23 protein-coding genes are annotated in these 25,919 nt (G+C 33.5%); 12 read left to right on the plus strand and 11 right to left on the minus strand.

The genetic code is table 11. From position 1 onward, the window contains the following. Positions 1-63 precede the first annotated feature (63 nt). The 3 genes from RMO53_RS11915 to RMO53_RS11925 all read left to right on the plus strand — a co-directional run bounded on the left by RMO53_RS11915 (position 64) and on the right by RMO53_RS11925 (position 4,269). Entirely contained in the window at positions 64-831 is a 768-nt protein-coding gene (locus RMO53_RS11915; RefSeq protein ID WP_310381021.1) for a TSUP family transporter, read from the plus strand. A 233-nt stretch (positions 832-1,064) separates the two neighbouring features. Next, positions 1,065-3,398, plus strand: coding sequence for a UvrD-helicase domain-containing protein (locus RMO53_RS11920; protein WP_310381024.1), 2,334 nt, complete (start codon positions 1,065-1,067; stop codon positions 3,396-3,398). A 250-nt stretch (positions 3,399-3,648) separates the two neighbouring features. After that, positions 3,649-4,269: an L-threonylcarbamoyladenylate synthase gene (locus tag RMO53_RS11925; RefSeq protein ID WP_310381027.1), complete on the plus strand. Its 621-nt coding sequence runs from the start codon at positions 3,649-3,651 to the stop codon at positions 4,267-4,269. 101 nt (positions 4,270-4,370) lie between these two features. Here RMO53_RS11925 and RMO53_RS11930 read toward each other — a convergent pair whose 3' ends face one another. Genes RMO53_RS11930 through RMO53_RS11940 form a run of 3 tightly spaced genes read right to left on the minus strand, consistent with a single transcriptional unit; the run spans position 4,371 to position 6,733 of the window. After that, the gene (locus RMO53_RS11930) at positions 4,371-5,222 is read right to left on the minus strand and encodes an OmpA family protein (protein WP_310381030.1); all 852 of its coding nucleotides are present in this window, start codon (positions 5,220-5,222) and stop codon (positions 4,371-4,373) included. 44 nt (positions 5,223-5,266) lie between these two features. Next, positions 5,267-6,271 (minus strand): glycosyltransferase family 2 protein, encoded by a 1,005-nt coding sequence (locus RMO53_RS11935; protein ID WP_310381032.1) that lies wholly within the window; start codon positions 6,269-6,271, stop codon positions 5,267-5,269. After that, positions 6,272-6,733, minus strand: a complete 462-nt coding sequence (locus tag RMO53_RS11940) for a type I restriction enzyme HsdR N-terminal domain-containing protein (protein WP_310381035.1) — start codon at positions 6,731-6,733, stop codon at positions 6,272-6,274. A 48-nt stretch (positions 6,734-6,781) separates the two neighbouring features. On the opposite strand from RMO53_RS11940, the gene holA reads away from it, so the two are divergent. The 5 genes from holA (at position 6,782) to RMO53_RS11965 (ending at position 12,920) form a co-directional block, all read left to right on the plus strand. Next, positions 6,782-7,786 carry a DNA polymerase III subunit delta gene (gene holA / locus RMO53_RS11945; RefSeq protein ID WP_310381037.1) on the plus strand — a complete coding sequence of 335 codons (1,005 nt, stop codon included), beginning with the start codon at positions 6,782-6,784 and terminating at the stop codon, positions 7,784-7,786. Positions 7,787-7,860: 74 nt separating this feature from the next. Next, positions 7,861-8,043, plus strand: a complete 183-nt coding sequence (locus RMO53_RS11950; protein WP_310381039.1) for a CAL67264 family membrane protein — start codon at positions 7,861-7,863, stop codon at positions 8,041-8,043. Between the two features lie 93 nt (positions 8,044-8,136). Then, the gene (gene ettA / locus RMO53_RS11955) at positions 8,137-9,831 is read left to right on the plus strand and encodes an energy-dependent translational throttle protein EttA (RefSeq protein WP_310381042.1); all 1,695 of its coding nucleotides are present in this window, start codon (positions 8,137-8,139) and stop codon (positions 9,829-9,831) included. Between the two features lie 364 nt (positions 9,832-10,195). Beyond that, entirely contained in the window at positions 10,196-11,314 is a 1,119-nt protein-coding gene (locus RMO53_RS11960) for a VWA domain-containing protein (protein WP_310381043.1), read from the plus strand. A gap of 148 nt (positions 11,315-11,462) precedes the next feature. Further along, positions 11,463-12,920, plus strand: coding sequence for a magnesium chelatase (locus RMO53_RS11965; protein WP_310381047.1), 1,458 nt, complete (start codon positions 11,463-11,465; stop codon positions 12,918-12,920). A 127-nt stretch (positions 12,921-13,047) separates the two neighbouring features. On the opposite strand, the gene RMO53_RS11970 is transcribed toward RMO53_RS11965, so the two are convergent. The 3 genes from RMO53_RS11970 to RMO53_RS11980 form a co-directional block, all read right to left on the minus strand. Beyond that, positions 13,048-13,461 (minus strand): DUF393 domain-containing protein, encoded by a 414-nt coding sequence (locus tag RMO53_RS11970; RefSeq protein ID WP_310381051.1) that lies wholly within the window; start codon positions 13,459-13,461, stop codon positions 13,048-13,050. A gap of 139 nt (positions 13,462-13,600) precedes the next feature. Continuing rightward, positions 13,601-13,870, minus strand: coding sequence for a GIY-YIG nuclease family protein (locus tag RMO53_RS11975; protein ID WP_310381054.1), 270 nt, complete (start codon positions 13,868-13,870; stop codon positions 13,601-13,603). 60 nt (positions 13,871-13,930) lie between these two features. Beyond that, entirely contained in the window at positions 13,931-16,096 is a 2,166-nt protein-coding gene (locus tag RMO53_RS11980) for an endonuclease MutS2 (RefSeq protein WP_310381057.1), read from the minus strand. Between the two features lie 524 nt (positions 16,097-16,620). Here RMO53_RS11980 and RMO53_RS11985 point away from each other — a divergent pair. The 3 genes from RMO53_RS11985 to RMO53_RS11995 all read left to right on the plus strand — a co-directional run bounded on the left by RMO53_RS11985 (position 16,621) and on the right by RMO53_RS11995 (position 19,507). Then, positions 16,621-17,418: a hypothetical protein gene (locus tag RMO53_RS11985; RefSeq protein WP_310381058.1), complete on the plus strand. Its 798-nt coding sequence runs from the start codon at positions 16,621-16,623 to the stop codon at positions 17,416-17,418. Positions 17,419-17,668: 250 nt separating this feature from the next. Then, positions 17,669-18,340: a uracil-DNA glycosylase gene (gene ung, locus RMO53_RS11990; protein WP_310381060.1), complete on the plus strand. Its 672-nt coding sequence runs from the start codon at positions 17,669-17,671 to the stop codon at positions 18,338-18,340. Positions 18,341-18,403: 63 nt separating this feature from the next. Then, entirely contained in the window at positions 18,404-19,507 is a 1,104-nt protein-coding gene (locus tag RMO53_RS11995; RefSeq protein WP_310381062.1) for a serine hydrolase, read from the plus strand. Positions 19,508-19,528: 21 nt separating this feature from the next. Here the strand turns inward: RMO53_RS11995 and RMO53_RS12000 are convergent, their stop codons facing one another. The 4 genes from RMO53_RS12000 to RMO53_RS12015 are packed head-to-tail and all read right to left on the minus strand — an operon-like array spanning position 19,529 to position 22,168. After that, positions 19,529-20,380: a substrate-binding domain-containing protein gene (locus RMO53_RS12000; protein WP_310381064.1), complete on the minus strand. Its 852-nt coding sequence runs from the start codon at positions 20,378-20,380 to the stop codon at positions 19,529-19,531. A gap of 15 nt (positions 20,381-20,395) precedes the next feature. Next, positions 20,396-20,920 carry a GNAT family N-acetyltransferase gene (locus RMO53_RS12005; protein ID WP_310381066.1) on the minus strand — a complete coding sequence of 175 codons (525 nt, stop codon included), beginning with the start codon at positions 20,918-20,920 and terminating at the stop codon, positions 20,396-20,398. A 2-nt stretch (positions 20,921-20,922) separates the two neighbouring features. After that, positions 20,923-21,789 (minus strand): nucleoside phosphorylase, encoded by an 867-nt coding sequence (locus RMO53_RS12010; protein ID WP_310381068.1) that lies wholly within the window; start codon positions 21,787-21,789, stop codon positions 20,923-20,925. A 49-nt stretch (positions 21,790-21,838) separates the two neighbouring features. Next, positions 21,839-22,168: a translation initiation factor gene (locus tag RMO53_RS12015; RefSeq protein WP_310381070.1), complete on the minus strand. Its 330-nt coding sequence runs from the start codon at positions 22,166-22,168 to the stop codon at positions 21,839-21,841. Between the two features lie 172 nt (positions 22,169-22,340). Between RMO53_RS12015 and RMO53_RS12020 the strand changes: the two genes are divergently transcribed. Continuing rightward, positions 22,341-24,317, plus strand: a complete 1,977-nt coding sequence (locus tag RMO53_RS12020) for a dehydrogenase E1 component subunit alpha/beta (protein ID WP_310381072.1) — start codon at positions 22,341-22,343, stop codon at positions 24,315-24,317. 4 nt (positions 24,318-24,321) lie between these two features. On the opposite strand, the gene RMO53_RS12025 is transcribed toward RMO53_RS12020, so the two are convergent. Then, entirely contained in the window at positions 24,322-25,866 is a 1,545-nt protein-coding gene (locus RMO53_RS12025; protein ID WP_310381075.1) for a hypothetical protein, read from the minus strand. Positions 25,867-25,919: the final 53 nt, after the last annotated feature.

The following is a 25,919-nucleotide window of genomic DNA, read 5'->3' on the forward strand; positions in this document are numbered from 1 at the left end:
CAAGGACAAATTAACGAATAAACAAATAAACTTATATCTTACATTTGGTAAAATTTTATTAAAATGGAATCTTACATTATTATTTTACTCTGTTTAGCTGCTTTTGCTGCGGGATTTATTGATGCCATTGTAGGTGGTGGAGGATTAATTCAAACTCCAATTGGATTAATTTTATTGCCAAATCTTCCCGTAGCAACCGTAATTGGAACCTTAAAAATCCCGTCATTTAGTGGAACGTCATTCGCTGCTTATCAATACCTCAAAAAGGTTGATATGAACTGGAAATTATTGTTAATTATGATGTTTTTAGCTGTTCCTTCGGCGTTTTTAGGTTCTACTTTATTGACTTATGTGAGCAATGATTTTATGAAGCCATTATTACTGGTGGTTCTTTCGCTTTTAGCAATTTATACCTATGCCAAGAAAAATTTTGGACAGCATGTAGAACGTTCTATTTCTGCGACCACTCAAATTCTCAATGCTATTGGGATCAGCATTGTTGTAGGCTTTTATGATGGATTTATTGGTCCCGGAACCGGAAGTTTTTTTGTTGTAGCCTTTATTGCCATAATGGGTTTCGATTTTTTGCACGCTTCCGCCAATGCTAAAATGGTGAATCTTGCAACAAATTTTGGATCCATTTGTTTGTTTATTCTAAAGGGAAAAATCATTTGGGCAATCGCAATTCCAATGGCAATAAGCAATGCAATTGGTGGTTGGATTGGTGCAAAATTGGCTATCAATAAAGGCAATAATTTTATAAGGATTTTCTTTTTGATAGTAGTTATTGGTACCTTGATTCGGTTTGGCTATGATGTTTTTTATAAATAAAATATGGAACACAGACAAAACGGATTTACTTCGTAAAGACGCAGATAAAAACAGATTTTAAAGTTATTACATATAAATAAATCTGCTTTAATCCGTGATTTCGCTTTAGCTAATCCGTTTTATCAGCGTCCAAAAGCAAAAAAATAGTTGTCTAAAAAGGCTTGTCGTTTGAATTGAATTTATACTTTTTTTAATTCTTAAATCCTTATTTTTGCAATCAACAGAAAAATTTCATGCATAAATACATAGAACAACTTAACGAAGCACAACGCGAACCCGTTTTGCAAAAAGATGGGCCAATGATAATTATTGCTGGCGCAGGTTCGGGTAAAACCCGTGTATTGACCATACGAATTGCTTATTTAATGAGTTTAGGCGTGGATGCTTTTAGTATTTTGGCCTTGACTTTTACGAACAAAGCGGCTCGAGAAATGAAAAAGCGTATCTCCGATATTGTGGGTTCTACTGAAGCTAAGAACCTTTGGATGGGAACTTTTCACTCTGTTTTTGCTCGAATTTTGCGTTCTGAAGCCGATAAATTAGGTTATCCTTCGAACTTCACCATTTACGATACACAGGATTCTGTGCGATTGATTTCGGCTGTGATTAAAGAAATGCAATTGGATAGAGACGTTTATAAACCCAAACAGGTTTTGAGTCGAATTTCTAGTTATAAAAACAGTTTGATAACCGTAAAAGCGTATTTCAATAATCCCGAATTACAGGAAGCTGATGCCATGAGCAAAAAGCCGCGTTTAGGCGAAATTTATCAAAATTATGTAGAAAGATGCTTCAAAGCTGGCGCAATGGATTTTGATGATTTGTTATTGAAAACCAATGAATTATTGACTCGTTTTCCCGAAGTTTTGGCAAAATATCAAAATAGGTTTCGGTATATTCTTGTCGATGAGTACCAAGATACCAATCATTCGCAGTATTTGATTGTTCGCGCCTTGTCAGATAAATTCCAAAATATATGCGTTGTTGGCGATGATGCCCAAAGTATTTATGCGTTTCGTGGTGCGAATATCAATAATATTTTGAATTTTCAGAAAGATTATGAAGGGGTAAAAACCTTTAGATTAGAACAAAATTACCGTTCGACCAAAAATATTGTGGAAGCTGCGAATACGATTATCGATAAAAACAAAACCAAACTCGACAAAATTGTTTGGACAGCCAATGATTTTGGACCTAAAATAAAAGTGAATCGTAGCATTACCGATGCCGAAGAAGGACGTTTCGTGGCGAGTACCATTTTTGAACAAAAGATGCAAAACCAAATGATGAATGGTGCTTTTGCTATTTTGTATCGAACCAATGCGCAATCTCGTGCTATGGAAGATGCACTTAGAAAAAGAGATATTCCCTACCGAATTTATGGTGGTTTGTCTTTTTACCAACGAAAAGAAATCAAGGATGTTTTGTGTTATTTGCGATTGGTTATTAATCCAAAAGATGAAGAAGCATTGATTCGAGTGATCAATTATCCAGCACGAGGAATTGGTGATACAACCGTCGAAAAACTGACTGTTGCAGCTAATCATTACAAGCGTTCTGTTTTTGAAGTCATGCAAAATATGGACAAAATCGACTTGAAATTAAACTCAGGAACCAAACAAAAACTAGAAGATTTTGTAACTATGATTCAAAGTTTTCAGGTCATCAACGAAAACCAGGATGCGTTTTATATCACTGATCATGTAGCCAAAAAAACAGGATTAGTACAAGAATTAAAGAAAGATGCTACGCCAGAAGGAATGGCGAAAATCCAAAATATCGAAGAATTATTAAACGGAATCAAGGATTTTACCGAAGGGCAAAAAGAAATTGATGGTGCTCGTGGCGCATTGTCCGAATTTATGGAAGATGTGGCGCTAGCAACTGATTTGGACAAAGACACTTCCGATGAAGATCGAGTGGCATTGATGACCATACATTTGGCTAAAGGATTAGAATTTCCGCACGTATTTGTAGTAGGAATGGAAGAAGATTTGTTTCCGAGTGCGATGTCTATGAGTACACGAAGCGAACTCGAGGAAGAACGCCGTTTGTTTTATGTAGCTTTGACTCGAGCGGAACATCAGGCGTATTTGACGTATGCACAATCGCGTTACCGTTGGGGAAAACTAACTGATAGTGAACCTTCGCGATTTATAGAAGAAATAGATGGGCAATATCTAGAATATCTCACCGCCGAAGAAACTAATTATCGATACAAACCCATGATTGATAGTGATATTTTTGGTGATATTGACAAATCTAAATTGCGTTTAGCAAAACCAGTAGGAGGAACGCCTCCAAAATATAGTACCGATAATACACCCAAATCAGGCATAAATATTCGTAAATTGAAACCAGTTTCGAGCAATAGTAATTCAGGAAGTAATAATTTATTTGACAACAAATTAACTGTTGGAAATATCGTCCTGCACGAGCGTTTTGGTAAAGGCGAAATCATCAACCTCGAAGGTGCAGGAGCAGACAAAAAAGCCGAAATCAAATTTGAAGTAGGCGGAATCAAGAAATTGTTGTTGCGTTTTGCGAAGTTGGATGTGATTGGGTAACTATTTGTTAAGATTTTACCAGAAAAATTAATCGTGTATTTGTCATTCTGACGTAGGAAGAATCACAATAAACGCAAGTAACAAGTAGAGATTCTTCCTACTTTAGAATGACAAAATTATAGAAAATTATTGTTGCGTTTTGCTAAATTGGATGTGAGTGGGTAAGGAAATTTGTTTCAAGTTTAAGGTTTAAAGTTGTTGGATTAAGAACTTTAAACTTTAAACATTTTTAAACTTTAAACTAAATGATATGGCTCAATTCCTGAAAATATACCCAGAAAACCCAAACGAAGCTGCTATTAAAAAAGTAGTTGATATTTTAAAAAATGGTGGTTTGGTAATCTATCCAACCGATACCGTTTATGGTTTGGGATGCGATATCACCAATACTAAAGCTTTAGAACGCATTGCCAAAATAAAAGGAGTGAAGTTAGAAAAAGCTAATTTCTCGTTTATTTGTCATGATTTGAGTAACCTTTCGGATTATGTAAAGCAAATTGACACAACTACTTTTAAACTTTTAAAAAAAGCTTTACCTGGCGCATACACTTTTATTTTACCGGGAAATAATAACCTTCCAAAAGATTTTAAAAAGAAAACTACGGTCGGAATTCGGATTCCTGACAATTCAATTGCTCTAGAAATTGTTCGGCAATTAGGCAACCCAATTGTTTCAACTTCAATTCATGATGAAGACGATGTAATCGAATACACAACCGATCCAGAACTTATTTTTGAGAAATGGCAAAATCTCGTGGATGTAGTTATTGATGGTGGTTATGGAGACAATATTGGCTCAACTATTATCGATTTATCTGGCGATGAACCCATTGTTGTGAGAGAAGGAAAGGGAAGTTTGGATATTTTATAGTTTTCAGTTAGTAGTTTTAGATGACCGTATATAAACGAAAAACGCCTCGAATATCGAGACGTTTTATGTTAATCTGAAATCAGAATTCTATAATTGAATTACTATTTCTGTTTTTTCATTTCTTTTTCAATCATTTCATAGAATTCGTCGATTTTTGGTAAAACCACAATTCGAGTTCTTCTATTTCTAGCTCTATTTTCAGCAGAGCTATTTTCTACTAACGGAATGTAAGAACTTCTACCTGCTGCAATTAATTGAGCTGGATTGACTTTTAATTCACCAGTCAAAACCCGAATGATTGATGTCGATCTTTTAACGCTTAAATCCCAGTTGTCAAGTAAAACACCACTTCCTGAATAAGGAACATTATCGGTATGACCCTCAACCATACATTCAAATGTAGGTTTATCATTTACTACTTTTGCTACTTTTGCCAAAATTCCTTTAGCTCTATCGGTTACATCATAACTTCCGCTTTTGAATAACATTTTGTCAGCAATTGATATAAAAACAACTCCTTTTTCAACATTGATTTCAATATCTGGATCAGAAATTCCAACGGAACTTTTTAAACTAGTAACTAGTGCAAGAGTTACACTATCTTTTTTAGTCAATGCATCTTGCATTCTTGAAATTTTTAAATCTTTTTCTTTGATTGTTTCTAGAGCTTTTTCAATGTTTTGCGCACCTTGAGCAGTTAAAATTGTCATGTCTTTAGAAGTGCTTATCAAACCTTGATTGGTCGATTTTAAATTTTCGTTTTGATCTCTTAAAGCTGCTAATGAAGCGTTTAACCCTGATTTTTCTTCTAAACAAGAATTCAATTTTACGGTACAAGAATTTAATAAATCTTGTGTTTCTTTGTTTCTAGCCTCAAGATCGGTGTATTTCTTTTTTGAAACACAAGAAGTTAAAAGCATAAAAAAGGATAAGGCAATTACAATTTTTTTCATAGAAGTTAAAAATTAATTAGTTGTGAATTACAAATTTAGTTTTACTATTTAGTAATGTCAAATATAGTACTAAATACTTTATTTTTTTTAATAAAATATAGATAAACGATACTTTTAGTTTTATAGTATTTTTTAACTTGAAAAGGAGCTCTTTTTTTATAATTAGCGGTAAATAGTTGATAAAACGAATAATGTGCTTTCAGAATAGCTATAAAATGCTTGAATTTTCCTTGAAAAAGAAATTGTATTCCAGCAATTCCGTCTAAAATCAGTCGGTTGAATAGAATTGTATAGAAATTTTCTTTGGGTAGATTTTTAGTCAGCATTAATAAAGAATTTCTAAAATTCAAGAATGTTTTCTTCGGGTTTCCTTGTTGTAAAGTCGCACCACCAACATGATAAACCACAGATTGAGAATTGTATTTAATTTTATAACCCTTATTGAAAGCACGCCAACATAAATCAATTTCTTCTTGATGTGCAAAAAAATCAGCATCGAAACCTTTCAATTCCCTGTAAACCCTACTTCGAATAAAAAAACAGGCACCCGAAGCCCAAAATATTTCGCAATTGTCGTCGTATTGCCCGTTGTCTTTTTCTAAAGTTTCAAAAACGCGACCACGACAAAAAGGATAGCCATATTTGTCAATGAATCCTCCAGCTGCACCAGCATACTCAAAATAATTTTTGTTTTTATAATCCAAAATTTTGGGCTGAATTATAGCTGTTTTCGGTTCATTTTCGAAAGTTTCTGCGATGGATTTTAGCCAGTTTTCCGTTACTTCAATATCTGAATTAACCAAAGCATAAATATCAGCATCTATGTGTTTTAAAGCTTCGTTATAACCACCAGCGAAACCCAAATTCGTTTCATTTTTAATGATTTTCACCGTTGGAAAATGTTCATTTACAAACGCAATTGAATCGTCAGTCGAAGCATTATCTGCAACATACACAGTTGCTTCAGGAGAAAATTGCACAACAGAGGGCAAAAACTGTTCAAGTAATTTTACGCCGTTCCAATTGAGGATTACTACTGCTATTTTCATTTATATAATTTCATTATTAGACTTGTAATCTGGCAATTCATTTAAAAATTCATATTTTTCATTTTCAAAATCAATTTGACAAAAGTAATGATTCAAACCATTGGTAACCATCAAAAGTTCTGACTTCAACGTCATATTATAACGTGCGATTTGATCAAAGGTTGCTTGTGCTATTTTAATTTCGGGTGCTTTGCATTCTATTAAAACAAAAATAGAACCATCAGGATTATAAACTACAACATCATAACGTTTTCGTAATCCGTTGACTTTTAATACTTTTTCTACATTTATCAGGGATTTTGGGTATTTTTTTTCTTGCAATAAAAATTGAACAACATGCTGACGAACCCATTCCTCTGGTGTGAGAATGATAAATTTTTTCCTGATTTCATCAAAAATAGCGACTTTATTTTCACTATTTTTGAAACGAAATGTATAAGAAGGAAAATTAAGTTTTTGCATAAAGCAAAAGTAAGACTTTTAGAGAATAGATAAAAGAGAATAGACAAAATGGACGAAGTTTTAAAAATAGTCAATGACATCAAAGCGGGAATCATCAAGCCAATCTATTTTTTGATGGGTGAAGAGTCGTATTATATTGACAAACTTTCTGATTATATGGAGCAAAACATACTTTCGGAAGAAGAAAAAGGCTTCAACCAAACTGTTTTGTACGGACGAGATGTTTCGATTGAAGATATCGTTTCATCGGCAAAACGCTATCCTATGATGGCAGAGCGCCAAGTACTTATTGTAAAAGAAGCGCAAGATTTAGCTCGAACCATTGATAAATTAGAAAATTATGTCGAAAACCCAATGCCTTCGACAGTTTTGGTTTTTTGTTATAAATACAAAACGTTAGATAAACGAAAAAAATTGCCCAAACTATTAGCCAAAGCTGGTGTACTTTACGAAAGTAAAAAACTCTACGAAAACCAAGTTGGTGATTGGATTAAACGCGTTTTATCTGGAAAAAATTATTCGATTGAACCCAAAGCAACAGCTATGCTAGTGGAGTTTTTGGGTACAGATTTGAGTAAAATAAACAATGAACTTGAGAAATTGCAAATCATTTTGCCCAAAGGAAGTACGATAACACCTATGCATATTGAAGAAAATATTGGGTTCAGCAAAGATTTTAATGTGTTTGAACTGCGAAAAGCCATTGGTGAAAGAAATCAATTAAAAGCGTATACTATCGCAGATAATTTTGCACAAAACCCAAAAGATAATCCAATGGTTATGACAACAGGGTTGGTTTTTGGCTTTTTCATTCAGTTGTTAAAATACCATGGCTTGAAAGATAAAAATCCAAAAAATGTAGCTGCAGTAATTGGAGTTAATCCTTTTTTCTTGAAAGAATATGATGTTGCTTTACGCAATTATTCCATGAAAAAAGTGAGCCAGATTGTATCTTCGTTACGTGATGTTGACGTAAAAAGCAAAGGAGTTGGCGCAAATGCTTTGCCACAATCGGATTTATTACGAGAAATGCTTTATAAAATATTTAATTAACACCGAAAATTCACGATATTTGCACACTTATTTCGATTTTTGGAATTAGGAATGTAACATAAAATACTAGAGCTATGGGAATGAATAAAAATACGATTTTGGGTTGGGCAGCTTTTATAATGGTGCTAATGGGTTTGTTGCTTATTGCATTGGGCGCTTTTAGATACGACGATGTTGCTGGTTGGGGATTTGCTGCCGTAGGTGTTGGTTTTTTGGCCAATGCTTGGGTTTTTAGCTCGCTGAAAGGACGTCTCTAAAAAGTGTTCAGTGTTCAGCATCAAACTACTGAATTAGTATTCAGTGATTATTTATAAAAATTTAATATCATAAATCTAATATCATAATTTAAAATGTCAGACGATAAAAAAGTAATTTTCTCAATGCAAAAATTGAGTAAAACCTATCCAGGAGCAGATAAACCTGTTCTTAAAAATATTTATTTAAGTTTCTTTTACGGAGCTAAAATTGGAATTTTAGGTTTGAATGGTTCAGGAAAATCTTCATTATTGAAGATTATTGCTGGTGTTGACAAAAATTATCAAGGCGATGTAGTTTTTCAACCGGGTTATACTGTAGGTTATTTAGAACAAGAACCTATTTTAGACGATTCGAAAACGGTTATCGAAATTGTTCGCGAAGGTGTTGCCGAAACCATGGCAGTTTTAGAAGAATATAATAAAATAAATGATTTGTTTGGTCTCGAAGAAAATTATTCTGATGCCGATAAAATGGATAAGTTGATGGATCGTCAAGCGGCATTGCAGGATAAAATTGATGCACTTGGAGCTTGGGAAATCGATACTAAACTCGAAATTGCAATGGATGCTTTACGTACTCCAGAAGGCGATACGCCAATCAAGAATTTATCGGGCGGAGAACGTCGTCGTGTTGCACTTTGTAGATTATTATTACAACAACCTGATGTTTTGTTACTCGATGAGCCTACGAATCACTTGGATGCAGAAAGTGTTTTGTGGTTAGAACAACATTTAGCTCAATATGCTGGAACCGTAATTGCAGTAACGCACGACAGGTATTTCTTGGATAATGTGGCAGGTTGGATTTTGGAATTAGACCGAGGAGAAGGAATTCCTTGGAAAGGAAATTATTCATCTTGGCTGGACCAAAAATCAACTCGTATGGCACAAGAAGAAAAAGTAGCTTCGAAACGTAGAAAAACGTTGGAACGAGAATTAGAATGGGTTCGTCAGGGTGCAAAAGGTCGTCAAACCAAACAAAAAGCACGTTTACAGAACTATGATAAACTCTTGAATGAAGACCAAAAACAATTGGACGAAAACTTGGAAATTTATATTCCGAACGGTCCACGATTGGGGACAAATGTCATCGAAGCCAAGAATGTTGCCAAAGCTTTTGGAGATAAATTATTGTACGACAATTTGAATTTTACTTTGCCTCAAGCTGGAATTGTTGGAATTATTGGGCCAAATGGTGCGGGTAAATCTACTATTTTCAGAATGATAATGGGTGAAGAAAAAACAGATTCTGGCCAATTTTCTGTGGGAGAAACTGTAAAAATCGCTTATGTTGATCAAGCACATTCGAATATAAAACCTGACAAATCCATTTGGGAAAACTTTTCTGATGGTCAGGAATTAATCATGATGGGCGGAAAACAAGTGAATTCGCGCGCTTACTTATCTCGTTTCAATTTTGGCGGAGGCGAACAAAACAAGAAAGTTTCGATGCTTTCCGGCGGTGAACGTAACCGTTTGCATCTTGCGATGACTTTGAAAGAAGAAGGCAATGTACTTTTATTAGATGAGCCAACGAATGATTTAGATGTCAATACACTTCGTGCATTAGAGGAAGGTTTAGAGAATTTTGCAGGTTGTGCCGTAGTAATTTCTCACGATAGATGGTTTTTGGACAGAATTTGTACTCATATTTTGGCTTTTGAAGGTGATTCTGAAGTGTATTATTTTGAAGGTGGATTCTCTGAATATGAAGAAAATAAAAAGAAACGTTTGGGAGGAGATTTAACTCCAAAACGATTGAAATACAGAAAGCTGATTCGAAATTAAAACTATAGTCCTTGTGTTGGGTGTAATTTTTAATAATTATCAAAAAGAATATTCAATTAACCATAGGAGAATCATAGAAAGAAGAATGAAATAGACCAATTGCTTCGCCAGTTCGTCCGTTGCGGCGGACTCAGGTCTTGGATTCTCATAGCTTATGTTTTCACTATTAAAGAGTGCAATGTCTTAATGTTATTTTTTTCCATGATTCTATGTGGTAAAAAAAAATAAATCATATCAAACAGCTTACTTTTCACATATTAATAAAGGAAACCGAAACAGCAATTGTTTCGGTTTTTTTTGTTTTAACTAAAAATTAATAAATGTTACACCTTGATACGTTCTAAAATAATGTAATTTTAATGCTATGAATAGTATCACAAAAAAAGGATTTTATTTTAAGAGTTACGAAGCTCCTTTTCAAACCCCATTCGATAAACTTTTTTCGATTTTCAAGGAGTTAATCACGCATACTTCGGGCGATTTTGATGAAGCCATCGATTGGTTGCGTGAATTAGACAAAGAATACAAACTGACCGATTCTGCTTACACCATCGATGATTTTATCGAAGACTTAAAGAAAAAAGGCTATATTCGAGAACAATTGAAAGACGATGGAACTACGGGAATTGGGATTACTGCCAAAACAGAAAGAGCCATTCGTCAACAAGCCTTAGATACTATTTTTGGAAATCTAAAACGTTCCGGTAGTGGAAATCACAAAACAAAACACGCAGGAAACGGAGACGAACATACAGGCGAATTTCGTGAATTTCATTTTGGAGATAGTTTAGAACGAATTTCGTTGACCGAAAGTTTACGCAACGCACAAATCAATAACGGAATAGCGGATTTCATGCTCACCGAAAATGATTTGGTAGTCGAAGAAGCGCAATACAAATCCCAAATGAGTACGGTGCTGATGATAGACATTAGCCACAGTATGATTTTGTATGGTGAAGACCGAATTACACCTGCCAAAAAAGTGGCAATGGCTCTAGCGGAGTTAATTACGACTCGTTATCCAAAAGACACTTTAGATATTCTCGTTTTTGGTAACGATGCTTGGACGATTGCAATTCGGGATTTACCGTATCTAAAAGTTGGACCTTATCACACCAATACCGTTGCGGGTTTGCAATTAGCAATGGATTTATTGCGTAGAAAACGAAACACCAACAAGCAAATTTTTATGATAACGGACGGGAAACCAAGTTGTATCCGAGAAAAAGACGGTTCTTATTATATGAATAGCAACGGACTCGACGAATATATTGTAGACAAATGCTACAATCAAGCGCAACAAGCTAGAAAATTACATATTCCGATAATCACTTTTATGATCGCTAATGATCCCTATTTGCAACGATTTGTAAATCATTTTACCGAAGCCAATCAAGGAAAAGCATTTTACACAGGACTAAAAGGTTTGGGCGAAATGATTTTTGAGGATTACGAAACCAATCGAAAAAAAAGAATAAAATAATTTTGGGCGTTTCCCTTCGGGTCGGGCTATTCGTTTCAATCTTTTTTTCGCCGAAAAGCCTCAAAAAAGGATTTCCACTGCTATCCCTAACGCAAACAGCAGTAATCAACAACAATTTCAATAGCAATTTCAATAAAAATATTTATAAATGAACAACATACACACTTTAGGCGAATTAAAACAATCAGGATATCAAACCAAAAGTATCAAAGACGAATTGCGACATAATTTAAGAGAAAAAATAAAATCAGGTCAACCCACTTTTACGGAAGTTCATGGTTTCGAAAACACTGTAATTCCAGAATTAGAACGGGCTATTTTATCCCGTCACAACATCAATTTACTCGGACTTCGAGGTCAGGCAAAAACTCGATTGGCTCGTAAAATGATTGAATTGTTAGACGAATACATTCCGTTTGTTACAGGTTCCGAAATTAATGATGATCCATTGAATCCCATTTCTCGTTTTGCCAAAGATTTAATTCATGAATTGGGCGATGCAACACCCATTTCTTGGTTGCATCGAAGCGAACGTTTCTATGAAAAATTAGCCACGCCAGATGTTACCGTAGCTGATTTGATTGGCGATGTTGACCCAATAAAAGCTGCTAATTTAAAATTATCGTATGCTGATGATAGAGTGATTCATTTTGGTATGATTCCACGAGCGAATCGCTGTATTTTTGTCATCAACGAATTACCCGATTTACAAGCTCGAATTCAAGTAGCTTTATTTAATATTTTGCAAGAAGGCGATATTCAAATTCGTGGGTTCAAACTAAGAATGCCACTTGATTTACAGTTTGTTTTTACAGCCAATCCCGAAGATTATACTAATCGGGGAAGTATTGTAACACCGCTCAAAGACAGAATTGGATCTCAAATCCTAACGCATTATCCTGAGAGCATCAAAATTGCAAGAACCATCACGGAGCAGGAAGCAAAATTAGATTTTCAACAAACAGAACTAGTTCATGTACCTTCATTAGCTATGGATTTATTAGAGCAAATTAGTTTTGAAGCCCGAGAAAGCGAATTTATTGATAACAAGAGTGGTGTAAGTGCGCGATTGAGTATCACCGCTTTCGAAAATTTAATTAGCACTGCCGAGCGTAGAGCTCTAAAATCTGGCACCGATAAAACAACTTTACGTCTGTCCGATTTTATGGGAATTATTCCTTCTATTACAGGAAAAGTAGAATTAGTTTACGAAGGAGAGCAGGAAGGAGCTGCAATTGTAGCACAACATTTGATTGAAGATGCCATACATACTTTTTTACCCGCTTATTTTCCAAAAATCGAAAAATTAGAAAAGCAAGATCAAAAAAACGCCTATTCAGATATTTTAGAATGGTTTTTTGCCGAAAGTGGTTTTGAACTTTCAGATGATTGTTCTGATGAAGAATACCAAAATATTTTGGATGACATCAAACCATTGGAAGTTTTAATAAAAAAATACCAACCTCAACTGCCTAAAGAAGACTATTATTTTATGAAGGAATTTATACTTTGGGGATTGGTTGCTTATGATAAATTAAGTAAAGACCGCGTTTCCGAAGGATATCAATTTAAAGATTTATACGGTAGTTATATTAGTAAATTATAGAATTAAGAAGTTTAAATTCATAATTCAAAACCACTTTTTTTAAACTTAAATGCTTTATATGGTTTAATTTTTTACTATATAAGGCATTTAAGTTCATTTAAGAAATTGCTAATTTTGTATTGAAAAGCTACAAAAACTTAGCTTTAAGTTCTGCAGTCGGAATCATACAGCTTTCTTTTTTGCCATACCATTTATAGCGGTTTTTGGCGATATAGTCGTATAATTGATTTGCAATTGTAGTTGGAATAATTTTGAAAATAGTTCCAAAATGAAAAAAGCCACCCAAGTTTTTGGCAATTTGCAAAGCAGCTTCTGACTTGTAATAATAAGCAATTCCGGGTTCATAAAGAATAATACTATCAATATTCGATGGATTGATTCCTATATGTTTTAGAATTTCTTGTCCTAAATCAGATTGTAATGCCACAAAACGAAATAAATCATTTTTGTCATGTTTTATAACAAATTGCACTGACGCATGGCACAAATTGCAAACGCCATCAAAGAGAATTATTTTTTTATTGGGTGGAAGGTTTAGCATATTATTTTTGTCATTGCGAGGAACGAAGCAATCGCATTTGTTGCTCAACTTTATTCCTTGTGTTGGTATTATTTTTATTCAGTCATTATATCTTTGATTTCTTCAAATAAATCTTTCCAAGTCGGGTTCAAAGAACGAATCAACTCGTTTTTAGCTGTTCTTGAACCTGCTTTAATTTGTTTTTCTCTAGCAATCGCATCTCCAATCCATTGACCCGAGCATAGCGAACTGGCGAAGCAAATTGTTCATAATATACTAGTATATTTAAACTATAGCGGGCAGAAAATGAATTTGGATACCTTTTTTCTTTATGCTCCATTATTCTTTGAGGTAGATTTGAAGTTACATCTGTATAAACTGTGGTTTGATATTTATTAGTGATGATATAAATAAAAGCAGGTTTCATCATTTTAGTTAGTTTACTTGTGTTAGTAGGATTGCTTCGTTCCTCGCAATGACATACTGATTACTATTTTTTAATTGCTTCCACCAATTCCAAAAGATCCAAACTTACCTTAGAAGTAAAAACCCCATAATTTACGGTTGCTTTATTTTTTTCAATAGAATCGATACTTCCCACCGCTTTTCCGTCAAACATTCTCACTCTGTCACCCACTTTCAAAATCGGTTTTGGTTTTTCGATTATGAGTTTTATTTTTTTCTCTTTTTTGGCAGCTCGAATTTCTTCTACATGAACCGAAACTTCCTCAGTGATAGCCTTTTTCTTTTCGACAATTGCTTTTGTTTCTTTCGGTGTGGCTTTTATACGTTTTGAATTTTCGATTTCTATGATTTTCAAAAAATCTCCAATTAAGTTTTTCTTGTTTTTATTATTGAAATAATTTTCGGCAATGGTTTCTATTTTTTGACCAATGTAAATCGTTTTTTGATTGCTATCATACAATTCTTGATAGCTTTCTAGTTTTTGCTTGATTTTGACATTCGTAATTTCCATCTTTTTACTTTCATCTCGCGCTTTTGATTCTTCTTCTTTGAGTGTTTGCGATGTTTTTTCCATCTTGGAACGCTCTTTTTGCAATGTGGCTATGGTTTTATCAAAACGTACTTTACCCGTTTCGATTTTCTTTTTGGCTCGATTAATTAAACTAAAAGGGATGCCGTTTTTCTGGGCTACTTCAAAAGTAAACGAACTTCCGGCTTGTCCTAGCGCTAATTTATACATAGGTTCTAATGATTTTTCATCAAAAAGCATGTTGGCATTTTGTGCAAAAGGCAATTCGTTCGCTAATATTTTAAGGTTCGAATAATGTGTTGTAATAATACCAAAAGCTTCGCGATGGTAGAATTCTTCCAAGAAAATTTCGGCTAAAGCTCCGCCCAAATCAGGATCGGAACCAGTGCCAAATTCATCAATTAAGAACATCGTTTTGGTATTGCATTTTTTCAAAAAGTAATTCATGTTCTTAAGACGGTAACTGTAGGTACTCAAATGATTTTCAATAGATTGATTGTCTCCAATATCAGTCAAAATTCGATCAAACAAAAAAGTTTCACTCCGTTCGTGAACAGGAATCAACATTCCTGATTGCAACATCAATTGGAGTAATCCAACGGTTTTTAATGATATGGTTTTTCCGCCAGCATTAGGACCAGATATTACAATAATTCTATTTTCTTGATTTAATTCTATGGTTTGCGGATGCGTAATTTCGTTTTTAAGTTTATTAGTCAAATACAAAATAGGATGGAAGGCATCTCGAAAATAGAGTCTTCGATTTTCAGTGATTTCGGGTAAAATTCCGTTGATTTTATTGGCATATTTTGCTTTAGCTGCAATGACATCAATATCACTCAAAAAATCTTGGTATTGAATTAGCAAAGGCAAATAGGGACGAATTACATTCGACAATTGTTTGAGAATTCGAGTAATTTCTTCTTTTTCTTCGTATTCTAAATTGCTTAATTCTCTGGAATAATGCAAGGTAGCTTCTGGTTCAATGTACGCAATACTTCCTGTTTTTGAACTGCCCAAAATAGAACCTTTCACTTTGCGACGATACATCGCCAAAACTGCCAAAACTCTACGGTTTTGCACAAAACTTTCTTTGATATCGTCGAGATAACCTAGTGAATTGTATTGTGTTAAAGCTGTTCCAAAACTTTGATTTACTTTGCCACGTACCGTGTTCATACCGCGACGAATATTTAGTAGATCTGGGGAAGCATTGTTTTTTATTTCGCCATATTTATCCACAACTTCATCGACTGAATCAATAATTTCTTTGGTGAGTTCCACCAGCAACGCTCTGGCATGGAGATTGGGATAATAGTCATGAAATTTTTTGAAGTAATTCAATAAAAAATTTACGGTTCCAGAAATAGAAGCAATTTTTCTAAAACTGCCTACTTCTAGAAAGCTGTCTTCAATGGCTAGAAACTTGATTTCATGCGTTATAGCATCAAAACCATGATTGGGAATAGCATTGTTGTTCTGAAAAGAAGAAAGATATTCAGTAGTTTGCATTAACGCCTGCATCAAAGTAACTTTGTCTTTAAAAGGTGTTATTTCTAATGCTTTTTGTTTGCCTAGATCCGTGTTACAAATCGTAGAAACGGTTTCGAGAACGGTTGGAAATTGTAAATCTAGTAGTGTTTTTTCGGTAATGGATATCATTGTTTGTGTCGAAAGTCTAATGTCTAAGGTTCAAAGTTACAAAGTTTCCTATGCTAATAAATTATTTTTTATATTTGTTGTATGAAAAAAGAAGAAATAATCCGCATTTTAAAAACAAACAAGCAATTCCTGAAAGATAATTTTGGGGTTGAAGCCATTGCTTTGTTTGGTTCTTACGCAAAATGATCCGAAAATGCCAAAAGTGATGTTGATATCTACGTCGAATTTGAAAAACCTTCTTATAGTTTTTTGATGGGGTTGTATTCTTTTTTAGAAAATAAATTGAACACAAAAATTGAAATTGTTCGAAAAGGACCTCATTTGTCGGATAGATTTATAAACAATATCAAAAATGATTTGATTTATGTTTGATGAAACTTATAAATATTCGCTGGAAACAATTTTAGAACATGTCTATATTTGTAACAAAAGGTTTTCTGAAATCCAAAGACCAACTGATTTTATTTCAACTGATTCCGGTAAGATACTTCTAGATTCAATCGTTACCAGACTTCAAGCAATTGGTGAAAAAATTAAAAACACATCAAGAAAACATAACTTACTACAAGAGAATTATGCCTATAGTAACTAATAGAAGATACAAGCCATCATTCTTTCTCATCATGGGATGGATTGGATTATTTGCTGTATTAGTTGGTTTTGCGACAACATTTATAATGCCTGTGTCAGCAGGGACTTTTAAAGCACCTTTTGTAATTTACTTACATGTCACTTTTGCTTTCAGTTGGATAATTCTCTACTTAACACAAACGAATCTGATTCACTTTAAAAGCTATCGCATTCATATGACACTTGGCTATTTAGGTATTTTCCTTGCGTTGGGTGTTGCAATAACAATGCTTCCAGCTGGAGTTTTCCAAGTAAAAAGAGATTTGAAGGAAGGATTAGGAGACACTGCAATTTCTTCAATTTTAGGAATCTGCACAGCAGCAATTATTTTCCTTGCTCTTGTTTTCGGTGCAATAATCAATCGTAAAAAACCTGAACGGCATAAACGGTTTATGCTACTTGCAATTATTGTTGTTCTTTTCCCTGCATGGTTTCGTTTTCGTCACTACTTTCCTTCAGTACCAAGACCTGACATTTGGTTTGCATGTATTTTAGCTGATAGCTTTATTGTGTATGCGTGGATATGGGATAAAATGAAAAACGATAAAGTACATCCCGTGCTAATTTATTTTGGCTTGTTAATTATCGTTGAAAATATAATTGAAATTCTTTTGTTTGATAGTAATTCGTGGCGTTCAATATCAAAAATAGTTTATGGATTCTTATTAAGCGTGTTCAATAATTATGTTTAGTAGCATGATTATGAGTAAAGAACATCTAATAAACGTTTGTGCGAACTTCGGTGTGACTAACTCCGAACGAGCAGTAGCACGAACGCATAACAAGAGTTTGGCAAAAGTGGCAGTTCAGTACTCCGCAGACACAATTGTGGTTAATCAAAGTTTGATTCTCCGCAACAACATTTGTGATGAAAATCGCCAACTTCTTGTAGCGCGAGAACGTTAAACACTTCAATTCACTATACAAATTAAATTAAATTAAATGCAACCCAACTTTAATCCTTCTTGGCAAACGATTTTAGATGAAGAAATTCAGAAATTATATTTCATAGATTTGATGCAAGCTGTTGATTCAGAATATCAAAACCATACTTGTTTTCCACCAAAGGAATTGCTTTTTGCCGCTTTTGATCATTGTTCTTTTGATGATTTAAAAGTGGTTATTATTGGTCAAGATCCGTATCACGGTGATGGAGAAGCAAACGGATTGTGCTTTTCGGTAAATGATGGAGTTCGAATTCCACCTTCGTTGCGCAATATTTTTAGGGAATTGAATGACGATTTAGAGACTATTTTTTTACCCACTTCGGGCAATTTAGAACCTTGGGCAAAGCAAGGCATTTTGCTTTTAAATGCGTCACTTTCGGTTCAAAAGGACAAACCTAATAGCCATAAACATTTAGATTGGAATATTTTTACCGATGCTGTTATTCAGAAAATTTCCGACGAAAAAGAAAATATTGTTTTCCTACTTTGGGGTAATTTTGCTCAAAAAAAAGGTGCTAAAATTGACCGAGCGAAACACCTCGTTTTAGAGTCAGGTCATCCATCGCCAATGAGTGCTAATCAAGGAAAATGGTTTGGAAATAAACATTTTAGTCAAGTAAATGTTTTTTTGAAAGAAAAAAATAGGAACACAATACATTGGATTTAAATTTTGATTACTCATTTAAGTATAGAGAATATGAAATTAATTAAAAAAGCTACACTACTATTTATGAATACCCTAATTTTTAGTTGTGCTACTTCTAAAGATATATTGAAGGAAACTCTGGCATCTGATAACAAAAACATAAAAAATTTAATGGCAAATCCAGCCGAATTTGAACTTCAAATTATTTATACTCAAATCAAACGGGACAAGGATAACAAAGCTATTTTAAAAGACTTTACTTATAATTTAGATGCCAATAATTATTTTTATCCTGCTAGTACTGTAAAATTTCCCATTGCTGTTTTAGTTCTAGAAAAACTAAATATAATTTCTAATACTTCAATAAATACTTTATATTCAATTGATAATGGAACAGACAAACTCCGATTTTCAGAAGAGATTTCAAAAGTTTTTGCGGTCAGTGATAACGAGGCAAGTAATAATTTGTTTGAATTTATAGGATTCGATTATTTAAATCAAAGTATGCATACTAAGGGATTGAAACCGTTTAGAATTTCGCATCGAATTTCAACTCCTAATGCTGATGAACCTATTTTAAAATCAATTACACTTTACAAAGACGATAATTCGGTTGTACATTTTCCGTCAAAAACGGATAAATCAAGTGTGCCTTTAACTATCAATAATCTCAAAAAAGGGATTGGATATTTAAAAGATGATGTAGTAATAAATGCAGCTTTTGATTTTTCTGAAAAAAATTATTACCCTTTAGAAACTTTGCACAACACACTTAAAAGAATAATTTTTCCAGAGAATTTCAAAGAAAGTGAACGGTTTAATTTGACTAAAACTGATAGAGAATTCATCTTGTTTTCTATGCAAAATTCGCCTAAAAATGCGGGTTATGATCCTATTGAATATTATGATGGGTATTGCAAATTTTTTATGTTTGGAGATACGAAAGAAGCCATTCCAAAAACGATTAAAATTTATAATAAAGTAGGAGATGCGTATGGCACATTGACAGATTGTGCTTATATTGTTGATGCTGAAAACAAAGTTGAGTTTATGCTTTCTGCAACAATTTTAGTCAATAAAGATGGTATTTTTAATGATGACAAATACGAATACGAAACTGTAGGACTTCCTTTTTTAGCAGAGTTAGGACGAATATTATACCTCAAAAATTTAAAAGTGAAGCACTAACCTAGATTTAAACTATTTTCTCTAGATTGATTTCACGGCACTTGTATAATTTACTTTTTGTTCTATAATACCCAATTTAAAAAGTTGATTTTGAATGTTTGCAAACTCTTTTTCAGTTAATTGATCTTGTGACCATTCCGTAAATGATAACCAGTCCTGAATATCTTCAATTTTTAGATTGTATCTTGAAGCTACTGTTTTATCAATACTTAGAATTTCTTTAAATTTAGAGGTATTGTGATTGATGATTTCAAGAATTTTATCAATCGCTTTTGGGTGTTTTTCTAGAATTTCATTTCGAACTGCAATCACAAAACAGGGCCAAGGTGTTGGGCAATCAGCAATTTTTCTAAAAACTCCTGAATCTACAAATGGTTTTGTCATGAATCGTTCCCACATAAAATAATCGGCTGTTTTGTTTGTCAAAGCATCTACTGCGCCATCAATGGTATTTACGATTTCGAATTGCAAATTAGTAGTGTTCCAGCCTTGATTTTTAGCATTTACAAACGCCATTAATTGAGAACCTGAACCTAATCTAGAAATGGCAATTTTGGTGTTTTCTAAATCTTTTAAAGTTTTAAAATTAGATTTTCCTGCAACATGAATTCCCCAAATCAGTGGGCTTTTTACATAAACCTGAATTATTTTACTGGGGTTTCCTGCTGTAATATCTTTTAGTATACCTTCGGTTAAAATTACCGCAATATCGGTTTCGCCATTTCGGAGCATTTGACACATTTTACCTGTTCCTTCGGGTACATTTGTCCATTGCAAATCGATAGTAGCATTTCTAAAAGCATCATTTTCTATACACAAATGCCATGGAAGATTAAAATGTTCAGGAACACCAGCTATTTTTATTGTAGTCATAAAAAGCGAAAAATTTTAGTTGGGATTTTTAAGTTCATACCAATAGCAAGGTAAATCATCATAGAAATAGTGTCCTTTTTGAATCATTCCAATTTTTTGAAGAATGGCATTAGAACCATCATTATCAACATGAGCAGAGGCATTCATAACTTGAATTTTCATTTTATTGAAACCGAAATCCAACCAAGCTTTGGTAGATTCTAAACCGTAACCTTTTCGCCAATGTTTTTCTTGAAAACGAAAACCAATGTCGTAAAAATTAACATGATTGTTTTCAGATTCCGTGACAAATTTGATTCCAGCCCAACCCATAACTTCATTTGTTTCTTTTAGAACAACTGCAAATCTTCCAATTCCATTTTTGATATATTGGTTTTGAATACTTTTTATATAATCATGAACTTCGTCAATAAATTGAACCGGTTCGTTTCCTAAATACAAATGTACGTTGGGGTTGTTATCCATTTCAAATAAAGCTTCGGCATCAGAAAGTTTTAGCTCACGAAGAATTAATCGCTCGGTTTTTAAAATTAAATCCATAATTATTCCGCCAATTTATCCAAAGCATAAGTAATCAATGCGTCAACAGCCTTGTATGGATCTTCGCTAAAAGTGCCGTTGGCGCGATTGGCAATAATAGCATTTAATGACAAACAATTGTGTCCGAGAAGTTTACCAAGTCCATAAATTGCACCTGTTTCCATTTCGAGATTGGTAATTCTAGTTCCTTCAAAATTGAAATTATCCATTTTGGAATTCAAAGTTGAATCTTGAATATCTAGACGCAAAACACGACCTTGTGGTCCGTAAAATCCGCCAGCAGTTGCCGTAATTCCTTTATGAATTTTGTCGCTTTCAAGTCGTTTTTCTAATGTTGAAGAACATGGAATTATATAAGGACGCCCTTTTTTTAAATCCCAATTGGTGTGATTTATAAAAGCATCTTCCATTTCAGGAAGCGTGATTTCATCAATTAAATAGGAGCGAAGCATGTTGTCTAAACCCAATCCAAGTTTTGCCATCACAAAACTATCCACAGGAATATCTGCTTGAAGCGAACCCGAAGTGCCAATTCTAATAATGTTAAGCGAAGTAAGATTTGCTTTTGGAGTTTTGGTTTCTAAATCAATATTGACCAAAGCATCTAACTCATTCATTACAATATCAATATTGTCTGGGCCAATCCCAGTTGACATTACGGTAATCCGTTTGCCTCTGAAAGTCCCAGTTTGAGTTTTGAATTCTCTTTTTTGGGTCGAAAATTCAATACTGTCAAAAAACTGTGTGATTTTTTCTACACGATTTTGATCACCTACAAAAATAATATCTTCGGCAATGTGTTCCGGTTTTAGATTTAAGTGATAAACACTTCCGTCGGGATTGAGTATTAATTCTGATGATTTTATCATTTGGTAATTTGTTTATTTGGTAATTCGTAATTTACAATTCGTAATTAAATTAACCTCCAACACGTTTTACTTTAAACCCTTTATCTTTGAGAAATTCCATTATTTTTATTCGAAAATCTCCTTGAATAATAATAGACTCTTCTTTAAAAGTTCCGCCAACACTCAATTTTGTTTTAATTTCTTTGGCAAGAATTTTAAAATCTTCATCTGAACCTTCGTAGCCTTCAATAATCGTGGTGGGTTTTCCTTTCCGACGTTCATATTTACAAACCAATGGATCTTTTTGAATGTATAATTCATGAACTTCTTTTTCTGTAACAGCTTCAGGCATCATTTCATGATCTGGAAAGAGGTTTTTTAATTGATCTTGTAAATCCATTTAGTATTATTGTTAATAACTTAAATCGTGTCAAGTATTCTTATTACAAATGTAAAGAATATTTTTATGTCTAATTTGAATTACTAAAATGCAATTTATAAAAATATAACAAAAATACTTAAATTTGTTATTTTTTTATACTTTTGAGCTGTTATATAAAAAGACAAGAAAAATGAATTTTGATAGAAAAAGTTTAACTGACGAGAAATTATTATATTTATATAAAAGAATATTAAAACCGAGATTAATCGAAGAAAAAATGTTGATCCTTATTCGTCAAGGAAAAGTGTCTAAATGGTTTTCTGGAATTGGTCAAGAAGCAATAGCGGTAGGTGTTACAGCTGTTTTAGATACGGATGAATATATCTTGCCGATGCATCGCAATTTAGGTGTTTTTACAGGAAGAGATATTCCGTTGTACCGCCTTTTTTCGCAATGGCAAGGCAAAGCCAATGGTTTTACCAAAGGTCGGGATAGAAGTTTTCACTTTGGAACACAACAATACAAAATCATAGGAATGATTTCGCATCTTGGACCACAACTTGGTGTTGCAGACGGAATCGCTTTGGCCAATAAACTCAAAAGAAACGGAAAAATAACCGCTGTTTTTACTGGTGAAGGAGCAACTAGCGAAGGTGATTTTCATGAAGCATTGAATATTGCATCGGTTTGGGAATTACCAGTTATGTTTGTCATTGAAAACAATGGTTACGGACTTTCGACACCCACAAACGAGCAGTATCGTTGCGAAAATCTTGCCGATAAAGGAATAGGTTACGGAATCGAAAGTCATATTATTGACGGGAATAATATCCTCGAAGTTTATAATTTATTGTCGGAATTAAAAATTTCGATGATTGAAAATCCGCGTCCCGTTTTGTTAGAATTCAAAACCTTCAGAATGCGTGGTCACGAAGAGGCGAGTGGCACCAAATATGTTCCGCAAGAGTTGATGGATATGTGGGCATTAAAAGATCCTGTTGATAATTATAAAAAATATTTAGTAGAAAAAGGTATTCTTTCAGAAGAATATGATTCGGTTTTAAAAAGTGAAATCAAAAAAGAAATCGACGAAAGTTTGGCTCTTGCCAATGCAGAACTTGAAATCGAAGCTACTTACGATGAAGAATTAAATGACGTGTACAAATCATTTGAATATCAAAAAGTTAATTATTCTAAAGAAGTAGAAAATATTCGTTTTATAGACGCGATTTCTAGCAGTTTGCGTCAATCTATGGAACGTCATGAAAATTCGATTATCATGGGACAAGATATTGCCGAATATGGTGGCGCTTTCAAAATCACTGATGGATTTGTAGCGCAATTTGGGAAAGAACGAGTGATTAATACACCTATTTGCGAGAGTGCAGTAGTTTCGGCAGCAATGGGATTATCAATCAACGGATATAAAGCGATTATCGAAATGCAGTTTGCCGATTTTGTTTCCACAGGATTTAATCCAATTGTAAATTTATTAGCAAAATCTCATTACCGTTGGTTAGAAAATGCCGATGTTGTGGTTAGAATGCCTTGTGGCGGAGGAACACAAGCTGGACCTTTTCACTCTCAAACCAATGAAGCTTGGTTTACCAAAACGCCTGGTTTAAAAGTAGTTTATCCTGCTTTTCCTTATGATGCTAAAGGGTTGTTGAATGAATCCATAAACGATCCCAATCCGGTGTTATTTTTTGAACACAAACAATTATACCGAAGCGTCTATCAAGAAGTTCCTAAAGATTATTACACGATTCCACTAGGAAAAGCAGCTTTGTTGAAAGAAGGAAGTCAGGTAACCATTATTGCTTTTGGAGCAGCTGTGCATTGGGCATTAGAAACTTTAGAAAAAAATCCAACAATCGCAGCAGATTTATTGGATTTGAGAACCTTACAACCTTTGGACACAGAAGCTATTTTTGCTTCGGTTAAAAAAACAGGAAGGGTTATTATTTACCAAGAAGATTCTCTTTTTGGAGGAATTGCTAGCGATATTTCGGCAATGATTATGGAAGAATGTTTTGAATATCTCGATGCGCCCGTAAAACGGGTGGCGAGTTTAGACAGTCCAATTCCGTTTACAAAAGCCTTAGAAGATCAGTATTTACCCAAAGGAAGGTTTGAAAACGAGTTATTAAAATTGTTGAATTATTAAAATACTATCGATTATTCAACCTAGCTTTTTCTCGAATGATATCGCTGATTTTTCGATTTTCGATTTTGCTTTCGAGCCAAGAAATGATGTCAAGATAGAGGAAAGCACGTTTTTCGTAGGTGTTTTTATCTAATTCGATGAAGCGTTCTTTCATTTTTACAAACTCTTTCTTGATATCACTCGGATAAATAGAATTCAGGTTTTTCAAGAAACGAATCATTTCTTTTTGCACTTCGTGCAAATCATTCATTTTTATCAAAAATTTATAGGTGCTTTTTAACTGATTTTCCAAGTTAAAATCCTTTCCAGATTCATAATGCGCAATCAAACACAAAATTCGAGCAAAACAGGCTAAATCTTCTCGAACATATAAGTTTTTGTTATTGATGATTTTTTCTAAATAAAAAATACACTCATTGTGTTTTTCGTTTCCAAAATAAATACAAGCAATTTTATAGTAAAACAACATCTCGTGATGCTCGTCAAGATGTTCACTATGAAGTGTCATTTTGTCTAAAACTATTGGAATTAAGTATTCGCTTTCGGCAAAAGTACCTTCGAGTATGTGATAATTCAATTTGTTATTATAAATATACAAGAAGGACAACGAAGCCACATTATCATTGACCGGAAATCGAGAATCAAGAGTAGTTTCTTCTAATAATGCTAAATATTTTTTGAAATTTGATTTGTATTTAAGCATAAATAAAGATTCCAACAAATAATGATTTCCTTTCAAGAAAAACACAGGATTTTGGAAAATCATGTTTTCATTATCATAAAAGAGCGTAACCCATTTGTGCGAATATTTATAACAAGATAGAAAATCTTGAACTAAAAAACTACGCCAAAGTTTGGCGTTATAAAACCAGTATCGTTCTCGAAATCCAAATTTTCTCTCGTCTATTTTTGTAATATGTTTTTTGAAATAATCGTTAATGTATTTGTATTCTTCATCCGTTTTTACATAGCCCGTTTTGAGCATAATTCCATACAATTGCAAGGATAAATTTGATAATTTACTCGAAATAGTATTTTTGTAATTTAATTCTTTGGCTTGAATTACTAATTCATCGGCGCGACCTTGAATACTGCGTGTTATGTATTGTGATTCTATTAGTTTTTCGAATTCTACAATTTCATAAGCCATGTATTTTTCGTCATTTTCTAATGCTTGTTGCTTGGTTTTATCCAATATTTTAAGACTTTGTTTGTACAACCCTTTATTGTATAAAATAGTGGCAAAATCTATTTGTTCCCGAAGCTGATAACGAATGTTTTGATTTGGAATATTCAACCGAATACTCACCAGAATTTGTTTGTACAAATACGATTTTAGATTCGATAATTGCACTTTCTTGATGTTCCCGTTCTTTAGAATAATTTTCTCGTCATAGCCTTCGGATTTATCCAAAATATTAAATAACTCGATAAATTTTGTATTTGAGCTCGTTTCTAATCTACTTGCAAAAATCTTAAACTGCCTTTTTTCGGATTTTGAAAGGGATTTTATTAGTACAAATAAGAAATCTTTTTGATGGTTAGCCATTGTAATATATAGTGATGTAATATTTTGATTTGTAATTACTTACAAAGATTTTA

Origin of the sequence: Flavobacterium sp., assembly GCF_031409475.1 — a bacterium.
GTDB lineage: Bacteria > Bacteroidota > Bacteroidia > Flavobacteriales > Flavobacteriaceae > Flavobacterium.

Coding starts and splice junctions, on each gene's coding strand:
- holA (WP_310381037.1), top strand. CDS start 6,782: ATGGACGAAGTTTTAAAAATAGTCAATGACATCAAAGCGGGAATCATC.
- RMO53_RS11915 (WP_310381021.1), top strand. CDS start 64: ATGGAATCTTACATTATTATTTTACTCTGTTTAGCTGCTTTTGCTGCG.
- RMO53_RS12000 (WP_310381064.1), bottom strand. CDS start 20,380: ATGACTACAATAAAAATAGCTGGTGTTCCTGAACATTTTAATCTTCCA.
- RMO53_RS12015 (WP_310381070.1), bottom strand. CDS start 22,168: ATGGATTTACAAGATCAATTAAAAAACCTCTTTCCAGATCATGAAATG.
- RMO53_RS11995 (WP_310381062.1), top strand. CDS start 18,404: ATGAATACCCTAATTTTTAGTTGTGCTACTTCTAAAGATATATTGAAG.
- RMO53_RS11980 (WP_310381057.1), bottom strand. CDS start 16,096: ATGATATCCATTACCGAAAAAACACTACTAGATTTACAATTTCCAACC.
- RMO53_RS11975 (WP_310381054.1), bottom strand. CDS start 13,870: ATGATGAAACCTGCTTTTATTTATATCATCACTAATAAATATCAAACC.
- RMO53_RS11965 (WP_310381047.1), top strand. CDS start 11,463: ATGAACAACATACACACTTTAGGCGAATTAAAACAATCAGGATATCAA.
- ung (WP_310381060.1), top strand. CDS start 17,669: ATGCAACCCAACTTTAATCCTTCTTGGCAAACGATTTTAGATGAAGAA.
- RMO53_RS11925 (WP_310381027.1), top strand. CDS start 3,649: ATGGCTCAATTCCTGAAAATATACCCAGAAAACCCAAACGAAGCTGCT.
- RMO53_RS12010 (WP_310381068.1), bottom strand. CDS start 21,789: ATGATAAAATCATCAGAATTAATACTCAATCCCGACGGAAGTGTTTAT.
- RMO53_RS11950 (WP_310381039.1), top strand. CDS start 7,861: ATGGGAATGAATAAAAATACGATTTTGGGTTGGGCAGCTTTTATAATG.
- RMO53_RS11920 (WP_310381024.1), top strand. CDS start 1,065: ATGCATAAATACATAGAACAACTTAACGAAGCACAACGCGAACCCGTT.
- RMO53_RS11935 (WP_310381032.1), bottom strand. CDS start 6,271: ATGAAAATAGCAGTAGTAATCCTCAATTGGAACGGCGTAAAATTACTT.
- RMO53_RS11960 (WP_310381043.1), top strand. CDS start 10,196: ATGAATAGTATCACAAAAAAAGGATTTTATTTTAAGAGTTACGAAGCT.
- RMO53_RS11930 (WP_310381030.1), bottom strand. CDS start 5,222: ATGAAAAAAATTGTAATTGCCTTATCCTTTTTTATGCTTTTAACTTCT.
- RMO53_RS11970 (WP_310381051.1), bottom strand. CDS start 13,461: ATGCTAAACCTTCCACCCAATAAAAAAATAATTCTCTTTGATGGCGTT.
- RMO53_RS11940 (WP_310381035.1), bottom strand. CDS start 6,733: ATGCAAAAACTTAATTTTCCTTCTTATACATTTCGTTTCAAAAATAGT.
- RMO53_RS12025 (WP_310381075.1), bottom strand. CDS start 25,866: ATGGCTAACCATCAAAAAGATTTCTTATTTGTACTAATAAAATCCCTT.
- ettA (WP_310381042.1), top strand. CDS start 8,137: ATGTCAGACGATAAAAAAGTAATTTTCTCAATGCAAAAATTGAGTAAA.
- RMO53_RS12005 (WP_310381066.1), bottom strand. CDS start 20,920: ATGGATTTAATTTTAAAAACCGAGCGATTAATTCTTCGTGAGCTAAAA.
- RMO53_RS12020 (WP_310381072.1), top strand. CDS start 22,341: ATGAATTTTGATAGAAAAAGTTTAACTGACGAGAAATTATTATATTTA.